This is a genomic window from Bacillus sp. B25(2016b) (assembly GCF_001679765.1).
Lineage (GTDB): Bacteria > Bacillota > Bacilli > Bacillales > Bacillaceae_G > Bacillus_A > Bacillus_A thuringiensis_K.
Genome location: NZ_CP016285.1, coordinates 4005745 through 4025616 on the forward strand (window position 1 = coordinate 4005745; position 19872 = coordinate 4025616).

The window sequence follows — 19872 nt, forward strand, 5'->3', positions numbered from 1 at the left end:
CCCTCTCCATATTAAATTAAAGATTTACGCAATGAAACACTTACTCCTTTTGGTACGTGTGCAACAATTTTTGCTCCCGGTTCGTTCACAGTAACCCATCCTAATCCAGAGAATACAACATCCGTTTTTGGTTCACGAATATTAAACTCGTATTTCACTAGCTCTGGCATATTTTCTAATTCTTCTGGTGTTGGCGGGCTTAGTAAATCTCCAGCATGATTTTTATATAATTCATCTGCTTTCTCAAGCTTTGTACGATGGATTGTTAAACGATTCGAGAAGTGACAAGTAAATGCACGACGACCGCCACTTACATAATCAAAACGTGCCAGTCCACTAAAGAACAATGTTTGTTCTTCATTTAATTGGAACACCATCGGCTTAATTTCTTTTGTTGGTGTAATAAGCTTTAAGCTTTGTTTTCCAACATAGTGAGCCATTTGATGGTGGTTAATAATACCTGGCGTATCATATAAAGAAGATTCTTCATCTAACGGGATATCAATTAAATCAAGTGTTGTTCCTGGGAAATGAGATGTTGTAATTACATTTTCAGTCTCATCACTAAATTCTTTAATCATACGATTAATAAATGTCGATTTCCCTACATTCGTACATCCAACAACATAAACATCTTTGCCGCCGCGATAATACTCAATAGCCTCTGCTAGTTCAGCAATTCCTTGTCCCTTCGCTGCACTAATTAAAAAGACATCTTCTGGTTTTAATCCTAGCTGCTTTGCACTATAGCGCATCCAATGCTTTACTTTATCATGTTTTACTGACTTTGGAATTAAATCAGCTTTATTTCCAACAAGTAATACTTTATTATTTCCTACGAAACGATGTAAGCCAGGTAACCAGCTACCATTAAAATCAAAAATATCTACAATTTTGACTACTAATGCATCTGATTTTCCAATTCCATTTAAAATGCGTAGGAAGTCATCATCTGTTAACGATACATCTTGAATTTCGTTATAATGTTTCAAGCGAAAACAGCGTTGGCAAATGACTTGTTCTTTTTCTAAAGATGAGGCAGGAGCATACCCCACTTCGTTTTTATTTTCTGTTTGAATTTCTACACCGCAACCAATACATTTAATTGTTTCAGTCAAACTTTATTCCTCCCAGTTAATTAAACCTTTTTTCTTCATATTTTTCATAATTCTTCGTTCGATTTTTCGATTAAAGCGCGTTACTAATCCGTCCGTTTGTGCCACCGGTACAACTAAAATTGTATGAAGGCCTACTCGGTTTCCACCAAGCACGTCAGTCAGTAACTGATCTCCAATTACTACAACTTCATCTGGCTGCAAACGCATCTCTTGTATCGCACGCTTAAATGCGCGAACAAATGGTTTACGTGCACTATGAATAAATGGAATACCTAATGGATCAGCAAAATCTTTCACACGTTGCTCATTATTATTTGAAACGACCGTTACTTGGATGCCTTGCTCTTTCATCTCCAAGAACCATTTTTCAAGTTGCGGCGTTGCATTAGGACGATCCCATTCAATTAAAGTGTTATCTAAGTCAGTAATAACGCCTTTAATCCCACGTTTTTTTAAATCTTCTGGTTGAACATGATATACATTTTTTACATATTCATTTGGTAAAAATAGTTTCAATTTCTTTCACCTCTTTGAGGATTTTTCATAAAATTTTTCGACAACATTTTTCGATATATAACCTGTGGATAAAATTGTACACATTTTCCACATTAATTTTTCAGTTAATTTGGAATTTACTAACAAACTATACACACTTTATCCACCTAGGTATGTGGATAACCACTCGTTTGTGGCTGTCATATTTTTTTGGTACATTAAATGCATCAACGAATCAATCCTTATATTATTAGGAGGTGACTCACCTTGAAAACAAAACATATGGAACAGTTATCCACTGAGTTACTCACTGAGTCTTATTATAAAGCAAAAGAACTAAAATTAAATCCCGACTTCATTTTACTTATAAAACAAGAAATCATTAGACGCTCATTAGAGGACAAGCTTGTCAAATCATCTTGATTACATATAGAGTGAAAGTTTAATCAGCCCGTACCAATTAAACAGTTAAAGGATACATTATTGGATGCCCTGTAAAAAGAGCCATCCTACGATGGCTCTCGAATAAACAAGTACTCCCATCTAGGGGATTTCATCATTAAGTATCTTTGCCCATAACTCTTACTTACGGTTATAAAAGCTTTTCTTTATTTATGAGCTAAGCGAGTAGCTATTTTTTCACCAAGACGAAGCTCTTGTCCACTCTTTAATTCCTGCACTACTTCTATCATATCTTTTTCAAACAATAACACAACTGTTGAACCAAATGTAAAGTATGCCATTTCTTCACCTTTTTGAACAGTGTCTCTCTCATGCAAAAGCTCAATACTATTAACAAACATGGCACCTACTTTTACAAGAGCCATATGCTCGCCATCACTGCTTACTTCTGTAACAGAACGATAATTTTTTGACAGTGGTTCTTTCCCGTATTCCATACCAGCTGCATTTACCGGATATGATTTTCTACCGAGTACAAATCTTTCAGTCACAGAACCAGAAAGCGGACTATGAATACGATGATAATGACTTGGGCTTAAATAAATAACCATATATGTACCACCTGCATATCGCTGTGCACGTTCTTCATTACCTAGCATATCCACAATCGAATAACGCTTTCCTTTAATATCAAATGTTTTTGTATCCTCAATAGGACCATGATCTGCAAAAACACCATCAACAGGACTAACGATACTCGATGCATCTGCATCAATACTACGCTTTCCTTCTTTTAGCTTACGCGTAAATAATTCATGCAATGTTCTATATTCCTTCAAACCCTTTTCCATCTCATCTTGATTAATTTGAAAAACTTTCGCATACGATGGAATAATGATAGAGCTCAAACGAGATTGTGCAAATTTACGTAATATATAAGAAGTAAAGCGACCATTTGTAAGTTCTATCATAAGTCGATATAATGTACGTCGCAAATTGCGAAACCCCCTAATCAGTCTATAACTTTAGTTTTCCCTTCTTTTCTTTCTATATCATATGTAAAATTGGTTCTTATTCCCACATATCATATAAAGCAGCCTTATTATACATACAGAAAACTAAGTATGGTATTATTCTTAAATTATTTAGCACCTTCTAATATTACAGATAGAATCCGTCATTTTCAACAGTGAACATGTATTTCTTCTTAGCATAACGCGTTTTCTTTTCTTATTTACAATAAGAAAAGCAGCCCATTTTAAAATATGGCTGCTTCTAATACACTTTACTCTTTCGCTTTTTTCTCTTTCTCTGCCCTTACAAACTCGTGGAACATTTTCATTAAAGCACGCTTTTCGATCCGTGATACGTAGCTTCTAGAAATACCAAGTGCCTTAGCGATTTCCCGCTGTGTTTTCTCCTTATCTAGCCCAAGTCCAAAACGTTTCACAATCACTTCTTTTTCTCTTTCGTCTAAAATATCGATATACTCTTTAATTTTTTCTAACTCCATACTAAGCTGAATCATATCAATTACATCTTCAGACTCTGATTTTAATATATCAATAAGCGATATTTCATTGCCCTCTTTATCTTGCCCGATTGGATCATGAAGTGAAACATCTTTTTTCGTTTTCTTTAGTACACGTAAATGCATCAAAATTTCATTTTCAATACAGCGTGCTGCATACGTCGCAAGCTTCGTTCCCTTTCCTGCAGAATAGCTCTCGATCGCTTTAATGAGCCCGATCGTACCAATTGAAATTAAATCTTCTGCATCTTCTCCTGTGTTCTCAAATTTTTTAACGATATGAGCTACAAGCCGTAAATTATGTTCAATTAAAAGATTTCTCGCTTGAGCATCACCTTGCTCCATTAACTCTAAGTACTTTCTCTCATCATCTGATGATAACGGCTGCGGGAACGCATTATTCTTTACATAAGAAACAAAGACAAACACTTCTCGAACCATGTATCCAATTGCGGCGAATAGACTCAAACCTTTCACCTCCGCCAAAATAGTGGTCTTTATTATGTGTATGTGGGCGTGAGGTTGTTTGTGTCTGTACAGTTTATTTATAAAACTCAACACTTCCAACATTTAAAATATTTTATCGTTATATTATAATTAAATAAAATTGTTATTTATATGAATATGCTATTAAAGGGGACACTATTCATGATTACATTAGATAGATTATTAAATGTAACAATTTATTTAGGGGTATTTTTACTTTTCATTTCGTTCATTACTTTTGTTATTAAAAGAGGGCCTGATTTATTATTTTTTCAATTTGGAATTTCTTTATTTTTTGGAGCTCAAATTATAACTGGAATAAATTTTTTTCATAACTATGGTTTCTCGTTTCACTCAAAACTAGAACTACTTATCTTTATTTTCTATGTAATTGGAATTATTACATGTATACTACTGTTCTTTCACTTTCAAAATCCGTATCGAATTTTTTTATTAATTTGTAGTTTTTTATTTTTAACTGGTTCCAATTATTACTTTAAAGAAACATTAAATTTTAGTAAAAAAACTCCAAATCAACATAAAACTTTTTTAAGTACACAAGAAGACTCTTTTCCAAAAGAAGTCCGTAAATTTTCAGAGGATTATAATAACATAATAAGGAATGATTTTTATGAAATACCGATGATTCCTACTGAATTACAGATTACAAGCAAAAAAGATTCTTCCCATAGTACATCTTTCTTAGTTGAACTTCATAATAGCGAGAATGAAATTACTGATGACTCTGTACAATTAACTCCATCAGACCGTTTTTATATACTGTTAAATACACAAAAAACAAAAATATCAAAAATAGTATATGAAGGGCAGAATTTTTTCACATTTACAGTCACACTAAAAGCTTTTAATTTACAGCAAGAACCAGAAATTCATAATATGTTTTTAGAAATAGATAAACGTAGAGCGATGAATCTTCTTAATTTTGAAATTAAAGCCCATACTAAAGAATGGAACGTAATATTTAAAAGTGATAATTCTTCTTCCCATCTTCCTATCACATTTACTTTTGAAAAACGAACAGGCAAAGTATAAAAATAAAAAGAGTTATTTTCTTTGAAAAATAACTCTTTTTATTTTACTTACTCCAAATCTTTCTCCCAGTTTTGGCATCAATATAACGAATTTCTCGACTACCGTCGAAGAACTCTTTATAATTCTCATCCGTTGTTTGTTTATACAGCAATTGATATACCGTTTCCTCTGCATCATGATCTACAAACCATTCTAATTTAACTCGGATAGCCTCTCTGTATATTTCTAATGCTTTTTCTTTTGTTACTTTTGGTGTTGTTTCATATGTAAGTAATTCTTTTATAAAGTTGCCACACTCTCCAGAGTAGTGCATCACAGCACCATTTTCTGCATTGATGTTGATCATAATATATTTCCGCTCTACATGAATGTCATTTACATAGATTGAAAAGGAAAACCTCTCTATCCCCTCTTCCTCCTCATAATTATCCCAAAGTTGAACATACTTTGTCGCATCTGGGATAATATGCTCTAAAAATTGAAGTGCCTTGCTTAAACATTGCTCTCTTGATAAGATTGTTTTCCTTTTTTTCTCATCCTTCCACATAAAAAAAGAAAGCAATTGATTTGTTTCTTTATCTAGAGTAATTACAACGAATTCATCATGTTTCAACATTGGAAAATGTTTTTTATAAAACTCATCCATTGAATATGAATCCTTCTCTTCTATTTCTTTTTGTAATTCTTCTTTTAATACAAATTTTATCCGGACTTCATCCTCATCTACTTTTTCATCTATTTTGACAAACTTCCCCTTGCCCCAATCAAATAAATCAAACACATCTTTTTTTTGACTACTCTTTAGCGGTTTATCAACAAGTACTGTAGAAGGTAATTTATAATGTTCTGGCCCGTATAAATCTTTGCCTGTACTTGCATCAATAAATGCATGACTAGGCTCTGGTTCATATACAAGATGGTACCCTTTTACTTCTTCCCCGTTTTCATACTCCCACGAAGAGTATGTTAAATCTACAAATACAAGTCTCATATCTTGTCTAGCTTTCAAATTTTCTAAAACGACATTCTCCTCAACAATTTCACTTGGCCATGACGGCTTTTTCTCTATCGCTTTTTGTCCATTATAATGGAAATTCACAATATTTCCTGAAGGATGAACTCGCACAACACACCCTGTATTCGGCAATGGATAGCCATTCACTTCTTGCATATAATTTACTTCTTTCCAACTGCGCCTGTCATCCTTAACAGTTACATATGTATAAAATTCAGATCCTTCTTTTGTATATTTTTTTAAGAATGTATTTGCAATCGCTCTTGCTTTATTTTCCTCTATCGCTTCCTCACCGCTCGAAAAAGCTTTTTCATCCTCTATCCTAAGGTCAACTAAACTACCAGTATGTCTATTCAACGTAATCTGTATTGTTCTCTCCTCATCCGCTTTATGCTCCCACCATAATAGATGATATGGGTCATCCACACCTTCTTGATCATCTACAACAAGCCTATAATCATCTGGAATGTTAATAATATGAGCCACCTGCTCTTTTCTTTCTTTATCTTTTTGATTCATCATACCGCTCCCTTTATTACAATTTAAGGTAATTATAACAAACACAACCAAAAAATATAAACAAAAAAAGACTAGAGATATCTCTAGTCTTCTACTTCGTCTCACGATGCAACGTTACTCGCTTTAATCGTGGACAATATTTTTTTAGTTCGATGCGCTCTGGATTGTTTCGTTTATTTTTTTTAGAAATGTAATTACGATCACCGCACTCCGTACAAGCTAGTGTAATATTTACACGCATATGTAATTCTCCTTTCTTTTTAAGATTGCAAACTAAAACGTAATGATTACGATTTATATATTATATAACTTCATTCTATTTGTCAATTACAAAACAAAAGGGTCTAAATAGAACCCTTTTGTTTAAGTAATCTATGCTTTGTATTAAAATGTTTCGTATGTAACAAACTCACTAATCGGCTTTCGATATCCTCGTGGGCGAGTTTTAGTCGTATCACTTTTTCCTATCGTAATCATTAAAACAGGTACTATATGCTCCGGCATATTTAATTCACTTTGTACTGCTTTTTCATCGAAACCAATCATTGGACATGTATCATAGCCATAATATTTAGCTGCGTACATAAAAGTCATCGCGCTTAACGAAGCATTTCTAATCGCTTCATCCTCCATGAAACGCTCTCCTTTTCCTTCATATAAACCTTTCGTTTGCCTAATTGTATCTTCATATTCACATTCATCAATCATTTTTAAAACTTTCATACCGAAGTAAATATTTTCAACATTTTGGTATGCTTTTTTATCACCACAAACGAGCACTACCGCTGATGCACTCGATACTTTATATTGACCGAAAGCTAATTCTTTTAATCTTTCTTTTCGCTCTTGATCACGAATTACAACATAATGTGTGTGCTGCAAATTATAGCAAGATGGAGAAAGCTTAGTTAACTCAAATATTTTTTTAAAGTCCTCATTAGAGATTTCTATACCTTGTATAAATTTCATTGCAGAACGTCTAGCAATTGCTAATTCTTCAAAGTTCACCATATATCCTCCTCAATAACTATAAATTTAACTATAAATTTAAATATACATTAATTTATACAAATAGATAAATAAAATAAAAACACTTTAAATTCGAATAATAATTATGATTAACAGCAAAAAAGACAAAAAGCTGAAACAATTAGTTCATACGAAATTCACACGAATCTATTACTATAGAAACTGTACATAGTGAACTTATTAACAATCACGTTTATTTATATAAAATCTTACTCGAAAGGAGTTGAAAGTATGAAAACTAAATATCGCTTTATGATCTCATCATTTGCTGCTTGCGCTTATATGATTTGGTATTTAGTATAATAACGACCTCACTTGCAAATAGGAAAAGGTGTGTATATAAATGGAATATAATCAATCAACAGTTAACTACTGGAAAGCTTTTGTATTACCATATACATTTGCTTTAGAAGAGTTAAAAACTAAATTTGAAATTATGAACCGGGAAGCTCAATTTCTAGAGGATTACAACCCGTTTGAACATATAAAAACAAGACTAAAACAACCTGAGAGTATTATTAAAAAACTAGAGCGCAAAAGCTTATTACCAACAGTTGAAAACGCTCAAACACATTTACAAGATATTATTGGTATTCGTATTACATGTTGCTTCGTAGAAGATATCTATCATTTGAAAGAAGTCATTCAAAAACGCGAAGATATGGAAGTCATAGAAGTAAAAGATTATATCGCTAACCCAAAACGAAACGGATATAAAAGTTTACACATGATTATTAAATACCCTTTATCATTAAATTCTGGTACAAAAGATGTATTTGCAGAAATTCAGTTACGTACACTGGCAATGGACTTTTGGGCAAGTTTAGAACACAAACTTTATTATAAATATGAAGGGAAAATACCGGAGTATTTAAAAGATGAACTACATGATGCAGCAATGAAAGCTGAAGATCTTGATAATAAAATGGCCACAATTCGTCAAGATATTGATGATATTGAGGCATGCTCAAATCAAATTATGCTACCACTATAAAAAAAGGTTCTCGCCAATGAGAACCTTTTTTTATACCATTTTGGGAAATATGACTCCTACACTTATTAAAGTTTCACGTTATTTTTTCTCTATTATTCGAACCTCTTCAATCTTCCATTTATCCTCTTCTTTTCCAAGGGCATACTGTACTTTCTTTTGAAGAGTAATGCTGTCGTCTACTTCCTTTTCTTTCGTTTCAACAATAACATACCCTACTTTACTAACTTTCATATCTATATGTTCCAATTCAATTTTCTTATTTCCCTTTTGAAATGCGGCTTCTTTTTGTATTTTTAAGTCTTCGGCACTAGGCATCTTCTTTGAAAATAACTCCATATGTTCTGCAAGATTTTTTTCATTCGTCGTTCGCACAAATGCATTAATAACATCTTGAATAGATCTCTCTTCTTCTTTTGGTATTTGTACCTTTTCCTCAGTTTTTTTAGTAGTAGATTTTTGTTCTACGTTATTCTCTTCTTGTTGACATCCAACTAGTAATACTACAAATACTAAAAGGAACCTTAATTTTCTAAATAATTTTTCCATATTCCCAACTCCTAAAAAGAAAAGTGAGGCATTTCGCCTCACTTTCGCTCTTAATTAGCGTCTTCCTTTATTCGGATCGCCACCGCCAACAATATCAAAGACACGTTTCGCTATATTTGTATTCTCTTGAACGCCAGAGAACAAGTATTTACCTGGACCAAATGCATACACGTTCACATCTTCCCCTGTATGTCCACCCGTTGTCCAGCCTGTAACCGAGCGCTTATTGAAAATATCTTCAATTGCATTATCAATCTTTGTTACATCTTTTGACGGAGCTATATCATTTACAGCTTGAATTTCTTCTGGAGTTAATTGTAAATCAATATACTTTTTCAATGTTTCTTCTACATTTGCACCTTTTGCAATCTCATTTGCCATAAAGTCTGGTGTGCGCTTTGCAGCTTTAATTGGTTCTACTTTAAAGTTATACTCGCCATTGGCACCTAAAGATAAGCCACCAGTAGCGTGATCTGCCGTTGCAACAACTAACGTATTTTTATCTTTTTTCGCAAACTCAATCGCTGCTTTGAAAGCTTTTTCGAAGTCTTCCATTTCACTCATTGCACCAACAATATCATTATCATGTCCAGCCCAGTCGATTTGACTTCCTTCCACCATTAAGAAGAAACCATTTTTATTTTTGTTCAAACGCTCAATTGCTGCATTAGTCATTTCTTCTAATGAAGGTGTTTTTTCATTACGGTCAATCATTTTATCTAATCCACCTGGTGCAAATAAACCAAGAATTTGATCATTTTTATCATTTAACAATTGATCTCTATCCGTTACATAGCTATAACCAGATTTCTTAAACTCTTCTGTAAGATTACGATCTTTTCTAACAAAGTTCTTTACGCCGCCGCCAAGCATAACATCTACCTTATGCTTCCCTTTAATTTTCTCATCAAAATAATCATTTGCAATTGCGTCCATATTTTTACGGCTAATGTCATGCGCACCGAAAGCAGCTGGTGTTGCATGTGTAATTTCAGAAGTTGCAACGAGTCCCGTTGATTTCCCTTTTTCTTTCGCTTGCTCAAGAACTGTTTTCACTTCCGCTTTATCATTATCAACTGCAATTGCAGCATTATATGTTTTAATCCCTGCTGACATAGCTGTTGCTGCCGATGCAGAGTCTGTAATATTTTCATGTTCATCTTCTGGGTATGTTTTTTGTGTTCCTACAAGATGCTTATCAAATTCTGTAGATTCCATTTCAAAGGTTTTCGGATTATCTTTCATATAACGGTGAGCCGTCATATATGAAGGGCCCATACCATCCCCAATTAATACGATAACATTTTTAATCTTTGCATTGCTTCCGTTCTCATCTGCATTAACCTCACTAGAACGAGTAAAATTCCATGTTGCTACCGAAGTAACTGCTAATGATGCCACAACTGCAAATGGCCATGCTTTTTTCACAAACTTTTTCACTGTCTTGTCCCCCTAATTAGGTTATTCATTTCCCACTATCAAATTTAATGGAAGACTATTAAGAGAAAATTAGCTGTATGTAAATTTTTTGTTAACTTATGTAAATATCAGTTATAATTTGTATAACTTTGTCTTTTGGTATCAATCATCCCGCCCTTTACAATTTAAATATAAACAAGTTGGATTTCATTTATTAACCTAAATCTCTTTTTTACATTTTGACTCTATTTTTATGAAAATAAATAGAAATGCGGTGAGCCTTTATGAAAATAGTAAAGCTAAATGAGTCTTTTATTTTTGAATTACTTAATCTTTGCAAATCTGTTGGATGGTTACACGATGAAATTTTTATGAAAAAACAATTCGAAATGTATCTTTCTATCGGCACACTTGTAGGTTACATTCATGAAAACAAACTCATTGCGACTGGAGGAGTATTTCCCTTTACACGTAACTTCGCTTCCATTGGTATGTTAATCGTTCACCCTAATTTTCAAAAACGAGGAATAGGGCGCATGTTGCTAAATCATTGCTTGGAACAAATTCATCCAAAACAACCCATTGCACTTATTGCGACAAAAGCTGGCGAACCTCTATACACATCATGCGGATTTCAAACAGCAACAAAGATTCATCGTTTTGAAAAGCAAACTATTAAGACGGACCCTTCTCACTTACAAGAAGTACAAGAAGAAGACCTTATATCTCTTACTTCTCTCGATCAAATTGCAACTGGTATGAATCGTTCTCTACTTTACTCTTTGCTACTACCAAGGGCCGTACACTCTTTTAAAATTGAAAGAAATAACTGTATAGAAGCTTTTTCATTATGCATACAAAAGGGCAATATATTATGTATCAATCCACTTATCGCCAAGCAAGAAAAAGATGCTATTCAATTATTAAAAAAGATATGTGAATGTTGGAATGGTATAGTACGAATTGATGTCCCACACTCACAATTTACATTTCGTAAATTTCTTCAAACAGAAAATTTCCAAGAAACGCTCCTTTCACCGCTTATGATAAAAAATGGTAGCCGACTTCCTGGAAATCGTAATATGCTATTTGCTATGATAGATACAGCGTTATGTTAGAAAGGAGACACCTAATTGAAGCGATTTAGCTATTTTATGGTAGGTTGTCTTACTCTTACACTATTAGTAGGATGTAGTGCAACAGAAAAGCCAGTAGAACAAGTAAAGCAAGTGAAAAATACAATTACAGCGAAACTAGCTACCGAGGAAAAAATGGTAGAAATAGATGGTCAAACCATTTACTTTAAAAAAATTGGTAATGAAAAACCACCTTTACTTATGATTCATGGCTTTGGAGGGTCATCAGATGGTTTTCAAAAGATTTACTCCGATTTAGCAAAAGATCATACAATTATTTCTGTAGATGCTTTAGGATTCGGGCGCTCATCTAAACCAATGGATTTTTATTATTCTTTTCCAACTCATGCAAATTTGTATTATAAATTAATGAAAAAACTAGGGTATGATTCATTCGCAATACTGGGTCATTCCATGGGGGGAGAAATTTCTCTAAATTTAACATATTTATATCCTGAAGCAGTTACTCACCTTATTTTAACTGATGCTACAGGTGGCCCTCATACATTCGTTAATAAACAAGGCTCACCAAAACCACAATTGTCGACTGATTTAAATGCCGTTTCTTCTATTGCAGATTATGATAAAAGCAAAGTGAAATTCAAACGTAATGATGAAGAGCATTATAATAAAATGAAATTATGGCCTAGGCGTCTTAAAATTAATGCAAATGAAATGAAACAGCCAACTTTAATTATATGGGGAAGAAATGATAGTAGCGTTTCATGGAAAGAAGGAGAAACGTATCATCAATTCTTAAAGAATAGTACCTTCCATATTATCGAAAAAGGTTATCATGCACCGTTTCGTCAAGAGCCACAAGAATTTGTTGGTTATGTAAAAGAATTCTTTAAAAACAATCCGATACAATCTGAAAAATAACATAAACGGGTATCTCATTTTGAGATACCCGTTTTCATATATTAAGCAGCTTGCTTTTGGCGTTTTTGAGTTTTTGATCCTAATACTTTTGGGATAACGAAGCCGTCAATTCCAAATTTACCAGCATTCATACCAGAAACCAGAACGAACATAGATAAGATAACCATTTCAGGATTCACTCCAATTGACCCACTAAACATATAGGAAAAGTTCATTACAAGGCCAAAAAAGACCGCTGTTTTTGTTAAACAGCCTACAATTAAACCAATTCCTACTAAAATTTCTCCCCATGTTACAAGTGTATTAAACAAATCTACATTTGGAATTGCAAATTCTTGTAAGAATGATGCCCACCAAGATTGAACAGCCGGTTGTGCACCTTTAGATTTTTCAATTGCACCTTGCAAATAACCTGTTGCATCGAATCCTTTCCCTTGTAGTTTACCGATTCCAGCCATTAACCATGTGTAACCAAGATATACTCGAATTACTGCTAATACAAAAGAAACTGCTTTGTTTTCTCTTAAAAATTGAATAACCATATCTTCCTCCTAAAGTTGTAATTAAATTAGTTACAGATAATATAATAACATTAGTTACTTATTTTTCAAACGTTAATTATGAATAATCCGTGACATGTGTATGAAACATTAAAAACTAACGTTTATATAGTAACTTTTATTACCTGTAAAAACTTGAACATATCATACCACAGGTGATAATCATTTTCATTGAAAAAATTGTAAAAAAAATGTGAGTTAAATGTGAAACACGTTTATTCGAATATAGAATAAACGTGTTTCACACTAATTATAGAATCGAAATGTATGTGTCTCCTCATCAATTAAACTTGCTTCTTGAAACGCTTCTTCTAACGTTTTCCCATGGTTAATAACCCCATAAAATAAGCGTATAGTAAACATAAGTGCTGCATTTCCATCTACATAATCAATCGATCCAATATACGATTTCGCACCACTATGTAAAAAAGATTTTGCTAGATTTTGCTCCCCTAACGTGCACCCGCTATTTACAATATGTGTATTATGCAATTTTGCATATTCATAAATTTCTTCTGTACCAAAATACCCTCTCGGTTCATCTTGTTCATATACTTCTTCGCCTAACTCTTCCATGACAAACTTCCCTTCTTCACCATGAAAGCAAAAAATAATATAATTAATACCATTAAATAAGTTCTTTCCAGAAAGAACTTCCACAAAATCTTTCGGTCTACCAATCCAATATGTCACAACCCTTGCACCAAAATATTCAAGAGATGCTCGGATTGATTGCGCCTCTAAATCCGAATTAAAACCAACTACTAATGCAATATTCAACATACAACCCCATCCTATAATCAGCCCTTATCAATCAGAATTTTATTGTATAAATCCATTTCATATATGCCCGTTTCCTGCAAAAAATCTGATCTAGTTAAAACGACTTTCTGTAAATATTGCCTATATGCTGTAATTGTTCCATCGTGGGATACAATGCAAATTCTTTCAACACTCAGTTCATAACACCAAAGAAGAAATTCATCTACTATTTGCTGAAAACTATTCTTTGAAATAGTGTTTATACCTTCCTTCCATAACTGATTATTTGAGCTTTTCTCTATCGAAAAATGCGGAAATAACTTTGTTATCATTCCCTGATCTACTATATAATCGCACGGTAATGTTCTCGCTTCTTCTCGATAAGGAAAAATACGCGGGGATACATATGGATGGACGATTTTTTGACAAGCTACCTTCTCACTCCATATTGTCGCCGTTTGTAAAGTTCTAAGTGTAGGACTAGCAATTAATATATCCGTTTCTTGCAATGGCACATTGCATTGAAGTAATTTAGCCTGATTCCTTCCCTCATCCGTTAATGGGGGATGCAACACTTGTAAACTTGACGGCAAGTCCTTTGTATGTTCTCCTTCACCGTGCCGAACAAAGACGAGTTTCATACCCACCCTCCTCTCTCTATGAAATCCTTCAACATAATTTCTTCCCTATCTCATCCATTATTCCTGCTATATAAAAAACCGATATGTCAAATACTTTTTACAAGAGAGAGGGGAATCACAAATATGAAATGGATAACCATCTTAATCGGAATGATCATATGGGTATATATAAACGGATTTTTTAGTAGTGATAAAACTGCTAATCCTTGGATTACAGATGATGAACGGGAAACAAAAATTAAGCAGAAAGCAATTATTGCAAGCTGGTCTGGTGTTTTTATGTTTTGTATCATTAACCTCTTAAACAAATGGTTAGGTGTAGAAACGAGCAACGCGTCACCTTACTTACCACCTTCTGTCGCAACTATTTTAAAAGAAAATGTAGAGCTACAAATTTTATTTATGCTATTTATTACGTATGGCATATTTTACGTATACTATAGAAGAAAACTAAGTGCTTAACTTTTATCTCATGATTATCCTCCTAAATGGATATAGTAATTAGGACGAAATGAAAGGAGCGATATAAAAATGAGTAACTCGAATGATTTTTTAGATACACTGCATGAAAAACAAGCAAAAGATGAACAAAATAGAAAACGTCAGGGGAACGGAAACCCCGCGAAAAAGAAGCCAAATAAAACACATAAATAACAATAAAAACCTGCCTAAAATTATCTTTTAGGCAGATTTTTTATTCTTCTTTCACCGAAATGACATTTTCCCAATTCCATTTCTCATAATACCACGCTGGTACATCTATATTTTCAATCCACTTCTTTTCTTGCTTTCCATCACTATTGGCAAGCCATACATTGGCTTTCTTACGGTCTGAACGTATCCATATTAAGTGATTGCTCTTCTTTATAAAGATTGGATGATAATCACCCTGCTCATGAGGTGGCTTTGTAATTTGATGTTGTTTATCGCTTGTACGATCAATCTCATATAAAGATGGCAGTGGCCTTTTTTCCGGCGGAGTTTCTATTCCTGCCTCTTTTGCCCTCGAAACGATAATTACTTTGTGGTTCTTCCATGCAAAATCCCAATCGACATATCCTTTCGGCGTAAATGTGTTCTGCTGAAGTACTGGCAATTCTTTTACTTTTAAATGTTTATTCTCTAACGCAACTCTCCCGCTTCCTTCAATATAGGCTAATATGTTGCTAGATGGCGCCCATTTGAACCATTGTGTGTTTAATAACATTTGGTCTATCTTTTCAAACCGGCTGCCATCTGCTCGAACTAAGCAAAGCGTATTACTATCAGCTGACCATGAAGCTGTCGGTACCGCTAAAAATGAAATCCACTTTCGATCTGGTGACCACTCAAATCCACTTGCAACTAGCGCTAGAAAATCATCATGCTCATTTGGCAATGCATACAAATGCTTCATTTTGTGAGGATTCATATGTGCATCTTTTTGCACTTCATATAGCTGGGCTCCTGTCCATCCTGTTGGAAGTAAGTGTGCTTCAGATGATATAAGAAAGTTCTTTCCATCAGGGTACCATGCATAATCACCTACACCAGCTGATACATTTTCAAAATCAGCATTCTTTTTTTCTACCTCAAATGTATGTAATGTACCTGTAAATATAAATGCAATTATATTTTCTATTGGTGACCATTGATAATTTGATACTTCTAAGTGAAACGGCGTAACTTTCTTTCCATCTTTCAGCCGATATAACTCAAGAGTACTTTGTTTCTTCCCTTTTACATATGCTAGCCACTCCCCATCATATGACCATTTCGGTCCTGTTATGTATTTTCCTTTTGTAAGTTGTTTTTCTTTTCCATCAACTTTAATCCAGAGGTCATGATGACGAATAAAAGCAATTTTCACTCCACTATTTTCTGCTTTAGTAATAGTAATTGAACTTAAAAATATGAATAATAATGCGGTGACACTTGCTATAGCCTTTTTCATAACACTCCTCCATTTCCCTCATAGCATTCCTCAATGTCCACCTACAATATGTGAAAAATACCTATTCGACATAATCAGAAAAAATTTCTCAAGAAATTTTCAATTCATAGAGGATTAGTATGAATTATGCCGAAAATATAGTTTAGCTAACATCCGATTATGTAATTTAAGAGAAATTTGTAAGATTATATTTCGGAATATTAGCACTTTTTATTAGGGGGAGTCTCAATGAAAAAAACTACATCTACACTATTAAGTATGGTACTCGTCTTTTCTAGTTTTGGAGCTTTAAGCGCCCATGCTGAATCAATGCAAAAGGAGAAGCAATTTAGTCCACAATTAAAAACAACGATTGAACAGTGGGGAGAACATAAAATTGCTCAAAATGTTGAAACGAAAACAACAAAAGAAATATCAGTAATTGTAGAATTGCAACATGCACCTCTCGCTGCTCAAAGTAATATTCAGCATGCTCCAGATTTACAAAATAGTAATGCACAGTCTTATCATGCCGAGCTAAAAAAAGCACAACAAGAGACGACTACGAAAATAAAAGAAAAAGCACCTGGTGCAAAAATTAAAGAAGTTTATAATACGTTATTTTCCGGTTTCTCTATTTCAGTTCCAGGAGATCAAATTACTGCTCTTGCTTCTTTACCTGAAGTAAAGACAATCTATCCGAACTTAACATATAAATTGCACGAAACAACGAAAAGCGCTACTAACGAAGAAGTACCTAATATCGGTGGACCGACAATTGGTGCGCCTGAAGCTTGGAATTTAAAAGACCCCTGTGGCAAACCTCTTGATGGAAAAGGTATGAAAGTAGCTATTATCGACTCTGGCGTAGACTATACACACCCTGACTTAAAGGCAAATTATATTGGTGGATATGACACTGTCGATGAAGACAACGATCCAATGGATGGTAACGTACATGGTACTCATGTAGCTGGAATTATTGCTGGTAATGGAAAAATTAAAGGCGTTGCTCCAAATGCTTCTATTTTAGCTTATCGTGTCATGAATGACGGTGGTACTGGTACAACAGATGATATTATTCAAGGTATTGAACGAGCAATTCAAGATGGTGCTGATGTGTTAAATCTATCCCTTGGACAAGATTTAAATGTACCTGATCAGCCTGTAACTTTAACGTTAGAACGTGCAGCAAAGCTTGGGGTTACTGCAGTCGTTTCCAATGGAAATGATGGTCCAAAACCTTGGTCTGTTGATGCACCTGGGAATGCAAGTAGCGTAATATCAGTTGGAGCATCTACAGTTTCTATTCCCTTTCCAACATTACAAATAGCTGGTTCCAGCAAAACCTACCAAGGATTACCGTTATCAAAATCAGATTTCCCAATAGGAAATGCTTCTCCACTTGTATATGTTGGCTATGGTAATCCAAGCGATTATGCAAAACAAGATGTGAAAGGAAAATTTGCACTTGTTTTACAAGGTACTTCTAGTACGTTAGTAAAAGCTGAACAAGCGAAGCAAGCTGGTGCAATTGGTGTACTATTCATTTCTACAGAAAAAGAAATCAATATTATGCCTGAATACTTTACACGTGAAAACCTAGCCCTTCCAGTTATGCAATTATCCAATGTAAACGGTGAAGAGTTGAAAAACTTAATTACAAAGCGCAAGAAAAATATAAAAATTAGCCAACCGGTTCCGACTGAATTAATTGGAAACTTTAGTTCCAGAGGTCCGTCACAAGGAAGCTGGCTTATAAAACCAGATATCGTTGCACCTGGCGTACAAATTACTAGTACAGTACCACGAGGCGGCTATGAATCGCATAACGGAACAAGTATGGCTGCTCCGCAAGTAGCTGGAGCGGTTGCCCTCCTGCGTCAAATGCACCCTGATTGGACGACGGAACAATTAAAAGCATCACTTGCCAATACAGCAAAAACTTTAAAAGATGTTAATGAAAATACGTATCCTGTTATGACGCAAGGATCTGGCTTAATTAACATTCCAAAAGCTGTTCAAACAAATGTATTAGTAAAGCCTAACAATATCAGCTTCGGTCTTATAAAGCCAAACAGTGGTAAAGTAAAACTGATGCAAAATATTACGTTACAAAATCTTTCTAGTAAAAAGAAAAGCTTTTCAACTCGTGTAGAATTACTAGATGCAACCACAAAAACAAAAGTAAAAGCTTCTGTTCCTTCATCGATTAGCGTACAACCAAATAGTAATACGGAAAAACCATTTACTATCACTGTCGATAGCTCACTACCACAAGGTGTGTATACTGGGAATGTATATGTAAAAGAGCAAGGAGCAAAAGAAGAAATTCGAATTCCATTTACATTTAGTATCGATCCTAAAGATTATAAACGAATTGATGGTCTCGAAATTGTGAATTCTACTTTTAGTCCAAACGGGGATAACATATTAGATGATAATCTCATCAACTACTATTTAGTTTCTCCTGTTGAAGATGTAACGTTACATGGTAACTTAGTTACAAAAGAACGTGTAACATACGAAGGAATCATTTATGAAGGTAAAAATGAAACAGCAGGTTATAAACCGTTCAAATGGGATGGTACAAAAGTAGATGGATCACCACTCGCGGATGGTTTATATCAAATTGAAGCAGTTGCTTCTAATTCTGGCGGAGAAACAAAGCAAACAGCTGCTGTATTCCTTGATCGAACTGCACCTAAGTTAACACATGAGGTTGACCAAGAAAATCTTGTAATTAGAGGAAAAGTTGATGATATTCTACTAGATTGGATGTCAGAATCTGGTTGGATAGCACCTGGCATTCCAGTGAGAATGCAATATGAAACTAACGGAAATGGTTTATGGGAACAGGCATTCCTGAACCCTTGGGAGAAAAGCTATGACATTTATTTCGATCGTACTCAATTACAAGAAGGAAAAAATACTATTCACATTGTAGCAACTGATGCAGCTGGCAATACCTCTAATTTAACTGTTAATTTAGAAGTGAAATAAAGTGAAACTTTAATCAGTGGAGATTTCATTCATCCCCACTGATTATTAGCCTTCACCAATCGGGGGTTCACGAGCAGTTAGGCTCCCATCTTACTTCTTTACTTCCACTGAATTTTGAGGTAGGAATTTTACTGCTCATTAACACGGGATAAAAAATTTTTGTTGACAATTTTTTTAATATAGTTTTATAATACAAAACATAGTTTAGTTGAACGAATTATATATCGGCTTTGAAGGAATACTAGTAGCGACTTATATCACTGTCTCAGAGAACTGATGGTTGGTGCGAATCAGTACATATACAAGCGTGAATTACAATTCTGGAGCTTCTTTCCCGTAATGCTTTTTATGCATGAAGAGAAAGACGGA

21 protein-coding genes and 1 other annotated feature (1 of these 22 only partly in view) are annotated in these 19872 nt (G+C 34.1%); of the genes, 8 read left to right on the forward strand and 13 right to left on the reverse strand.

Annotated features, from left to right (window positions below; translation table 11 throughout):
• Window positions 1-11: 11 nt before the first annotated feature.
• A complete protein-coding gene (gene yqeH / locus BAQ53_RS20475) occupies window positions 12-1118 on the reverse strand; it encodes a ribosome biogenesis GTPase YqeH (RefSeq protein ID WP_000140801.1) in 1107 nt (368 codons plus the stop codon).
• A gap of 3 nt (window positions 1119-1121) precedes the next feature.
• Window positions 1122-1634, reverse strand: a complete 513-nt coding sequence (locus BAQ53_RS20480) for a YqeG family HAD IIIA-type phosphatase (RefSeq protein WP_000765314.1) — start codon at window positions 1632-1634, stop codon at window positions 1122-1124.
• Between the two features lie 246 nt (window positions 1635-1880).
• Between BAQ53_RS20480 and sda the strand changes: the two genes are divergently transcribed.
• The gene (gene sda / locus BAQ53_RS20485; protein ID WP_000850094.1) at window positions 1881-2036 is read left to right on the forward strand and encodes a sporulation histidine kinase inhibitor Sda; all 156 of its coding nucleotides are present in this window, start codon (window positions 1881-1883) and stop codon (window positions 2034-2036) included.
• Window positions 2037-2221: 185 nt separating this feature from the next.
• Here the strand turns inward: sda and BAQ53_RS20490 are convergent, their stop codons facing one another.
• Both BAQ53_RS20490 and sigK read right to left on the reverse strand, forming a co-directional pair.
• Window positions 2222-3010 carry a phosphatidylserine decarboxylase gene (locus BAQ53_RS20490; protein ID WP_001254988.1) on the reverse strand — a complete coding sequence of 263 codons (789 nt, stop codon included), beginning with the start codon at window positions 3008-3010 and terminating at the stop codon, window positions 2222-2224.
• 290 nt (window positions 3011-3300) lie between these two features.
• Window positions 3301-4014: an RNA polymerase sporulation sigma factor SigK gene (sigK, locus tag BAQ53_RS20495; protein ID WP_000051382.1), complete on the reverse strand. Its 714-nt coding sequence runs from the start codon at window positions 4012-4014 to the stop codon at window positions 3301-3303.
• Between the two features lie 150 nt (window positions 4015-4164).
• On the opposite strand from sigK, the gene BAQ53_RS20500 reads away from it, so the two are divergent.
• Window positions 4165-5085, forward strand: coding sequence for a hypothetical protein (locus BAQ53_RS20500; RefSeq protein WP_003302736.1), 921 nt, complete (start codon window positions 4165-4167; stop codon window positions 5083-5085).
• Between the two features lie 43 nt (window positions 5086-5128).
• Here BAQ53_RS20500 and BAQ53_RS20505 read toward each other — a convergent pair whose 3' ends face one another.
• From BAQ53_RS20505 to BAQ53_RS20515, 3 genes are all read right to left on the reverse strand, one after another.
• On the reverse strand, window positions 5129-6622 hold the full coding sequence (locus BAQ53_RS20505) for a YcdB/YcdC domain-containing protein (protein WP_050552457.1): 1494 nt from the start codon (window positions 6620-6622) through the stop codon (window positions 5129-5131).
• Window positions 6623-6710: 88 nt separating this feature from the next.
• Window positions 6711-6860 carry a 50S ribosomal protein L33 gene (gene rpmG, locus BAQ53_RS20510; protein WP_001265617.1) on the reverse strand — a complete coding sequence of 50 codons (150 nt, stop codon included), beginning with the start codon at window positions 6858-6860 and terminating at the stop codon, window positions 6711-6713.
• A gap of 143 nt (window positions 6861-7003) precedes the next feature.
• Entirely contained in the window at window positions 7004-7630 is a 627-nt protein-coding gene (locus tag BAQ53_RS20515) for a nitroreductase family protein (protein ID WP_000245986.1), read from the reverse strand.
• 361 nt (window positions 7631-7991) lie between these two features.
• Here BAQ53_RS20515 and BAQ53_RS20520 point away from each other — a divergent pair, with 361 nt between their 5' ends.
• Entirely contained in the window at window positions 7992-8642 is a 651-nt protein-coding gene (locus BAQ53_RS20520) for a GTP pyrophosphokinase (protein ID WP_000456230.1), read from the forward strand.
• Between the two features lie 78 nt (window positions 8643-8720).
• Here BAQ53_RS20520 and BAQ53_RS20525 read toward each other — a convergent pair whose 3' ends face one another.
• On the reverse strand, window positions 8721-9188 hold the full coding sequence (locus BAQ53_RS20525; RefSeq protein ID WP_000413043.1) for a hypothetical protein: 468 nt from the start codon (window positions 9186-9188) through the stop codon (window positions 8721-8723).
• Between the two features lie 54 nt (window positions 9189-9242).
• On the reverse strand, window positions 9243-10628 hold the full coding sequence (locus tag BAQ53_RS20530; protein ID WP_000714913.1) for an alkaline phosphatase: 1386 nt from the start codon (window positions 10626-10628) through the stop codon (window positions 9243-9245).
• 263 nt (window positions 10629-10891) lie between these two features.
• Between BAQ53_RS20530 and BAQ53_RS20535 the strand changes: the two genes are divergently transcribed.
• The gene (locus tag BAQ53_RS20535; protein ID WP_208906201.1) at window positions 10892-11725 is read left to right on the forward strand and encodes a GNAT family N-acetyltransferase; all 834 of its coding nucleotides are present in this window, start codon (window positions 10892-10894) and stop codon (window positions 11723-11725) included.
• A gap of 15 nt (window positions 11726-11740) precedes the next feature.
• Window positions 11741-12625 carry an alpha/beta fold hydrolase gene (locus BAQ53_RS20540; protein ID WP_000819833.1) on the forward strand — a complete coding sequence of 295 codons (885 nt, stop codon included), beginning with the start codon at window positions 11741-11743 and terminating at the stop codon, window positions 12623-12625.
• Window positions 12626-12666: 41 nt separating this feature from the next.
• Here BAQ53_RS20540 and BAQ53_RS20545 read toward each other — a convergent pair whose 3' ends face one another.
• From BAQ53_RS20545 to BAQ53_RS20555, 3 genes are all read right to left on the reverse strand, one after another.
• A complete protein-coding gene (locus tag BAQ53_RS20545; protein ID WP_000236609.1) occupies window positions 12667-13167 on the reverse strand; it encodes a DoxX family protein in 501 nt (166 codons plus the stop codon).
• Window positions 13168-13431: 264 nt separating this feature from the next.
• Window positions 13432-13968 (reverse strand): hypothetical protein, encoded by a 537-nt coding sequence (locus BAQ53_RS20550; RefSeq protein ID WP_000931926.1) that lies wholly within the window; start codon window positions 13966-13968, stop codon window positions 13432-13434.
• A gap of 17 nt (window positions 13969-13985) precedes the next feature.
• Window positions 13986-14588, reverse strand: coding sequence for a histidine phosphatase family protein (locus BAQ53_RS20555; RefSeq protein ID WP_000779735.1), 603 nt, complete (start codon window positions 14586-14588; stop codon window positions 13986-13988).
• A 123-nt stretch (window positions 14589-14711) separates the two neighbouring features.
• Between BAQ53_RS20555 and BAQ53_RS20560 the strand changes: the two genes are divergently transcribed.
• Window positions 14712-15050, forward strand: coding sequence for a hypothetical protein (locus BAQ53_RS20560; RefSeq protein WP_000871283.1), 339 nt, complete (start codon window positions 14712-14714; stop codon window positions 15048-15050).
• A gap of 69 nt (window positions 15051-15119) precedes the next feature.
• Window positions 15120-15242, forward strand: a complete 123-nt coding sequence (locus BAQ53_RS20565; RefSeq protein ID WP_000071861.1) for a DUF4023 domain-containing protein — start codon at window positions 15120-15122, stop codon at window positions 15240-15242.
• A 40-nt stretch (window positions 15243-15282) separates the two neighbouring features.
• On the opposite strand, the gene BAQ53_RS20570 is transcribed toward BAQ53_RS20565, so the two are convergent.
• Complete coding sequence (locus BAQ53_RS20570; RefSeq protein ID WP_208906202.1) at window positions 15283-16521, reverse strand: eIF2A-related protein; 1239 nt, start codon at window positions 16519-16521, stop codon at window positions 15283-15285.
• Window positions 16522-16749: 228 nt separating this feature from the next.
• On the opposite strand from BAQ53_RS20570, the gene BAQ53_RS20575 reads away from it, so the two are divergent.
• Window positions 16750-19503, forward strand: coding sequence for a S8 family peptidase (locus BAQ53_RS20575; protein ID WP_208906203.1), 2754 nt, complete (start codon window positions 16750-16752; stop codon window positions 19501-19503).
• Window positions 19504-19724: 221 nt separating this feature from the next.
• Window positions 19725-19872, forward strand: a binding site (T-box leader); it runs 81 nt beyond the window's last position.

What these genes read in the sequence shown, in the direction of transcription:
- BAQ53_RS20500 (WP_003302736.1), top strand. Translation starts at nt 4,165, where the DNA reads ATGAATATGCTATTAAAGGGGACACTATTCATGATTACATTAGATAGA.
- BAQ53_RS20505 (WP_050552457.1), bottom strand. Translation starts at nt 6,622, where the DNA reads ATGATGAATCAAAAAGATAAAGAAAGAAAAGAGCAGGTGGCTCATATT.
- rpmG (WP_001265617.1), bottom strand. Translation starts at nt 6,860, where the DNA reads ATGCGTGTAAATATTACACTAGCTTGTACGGAGTGCGGTGATCGTAAT.
- BAQ53_RS20515 (WP_000245986.1), bottom strand. Translation starts at nt 7,630, where the DNA reads ATGGTGAACTTTGAAGAATTAGCAATTGCTAGACGTTCTGCAATGAAA.
- BAQ53_RS20520 (WP_000456230.1), top strand. Translation starts at nt 7,992, where the DNA reads ATGGAATATAATCAATCAACAGTTAACTACTGGAAAGCTTTTGTATTA.
- BAQ53_RS20525 (WP_000413043.1), bottom strand. Translation starts at nt 9,188, where the DNA reads ATGGAAAAATTATTTAGAAAATTAAGGTTCCTTTTAGTATTTGTAGTA.
- BAQ53_RS20535 (WP_208906201.1), top strand. Translation starts at nt 10,892, where the DNA reads ATGAAAATAGTAAAGCTAAATGAGTCTTTTATTTTTGAATTACTTAAT.
- BAQ53_RS20545 (WP_000236609.1), bottom strand. Translation starts at nt 13,167, where the DNA reads ATGGTTATTCAATTTTTAAGAGAAAACAAAGCAGTTTCTTTTGTATTA.
- BAQ53_RS20550 (WP_000931926.1), bottom strand. Translation starts at nt 13,968, where the DNA reads ATGTTGAATATTGCATTAGTAGTTGGTTTTAATTCGGATTTAGAGGCG.
- BAQ53_RS20555 (WP_000779735.1), bottom strand. Translation starts at nt 14,588, where the DNA reads ATGAAACTCGTCTTTGTTCGGCACGGTGAAGGAGAACATACAAAGGAC.
- BAQ53_RS20560 (WP_000871283.1), top strand. Translation starts at nt 14,712, where the DNA reads ATGAAATGGATAACCATCTTAATCGGAATGATCATATGGGTATATATA.
- BAQ53_RS20565 (WP_000071861.1), top strand. Translation starts at nt 15,120, where the DNA reads ATGAGTAACTCGAATGATTTTTTAGATACACTGCATGAAAAACAAGCA.
- BAQ53_RS20570 (WP_208906202.1), bottom strand. Translation starts at nt 16,521, where the DNA reads ATGAAAAAGGCTATAGCAAGTGTCACCGCATTATTATTCATATTTTTA.
- BAQ53_RS20575 (WP_208906203.1), top strand. Translation starts at nt 16,750, where the DNA reads ATGAAAAAAACTACATCTACACTATTAAGTATGGTACTCGTCTTTTCT.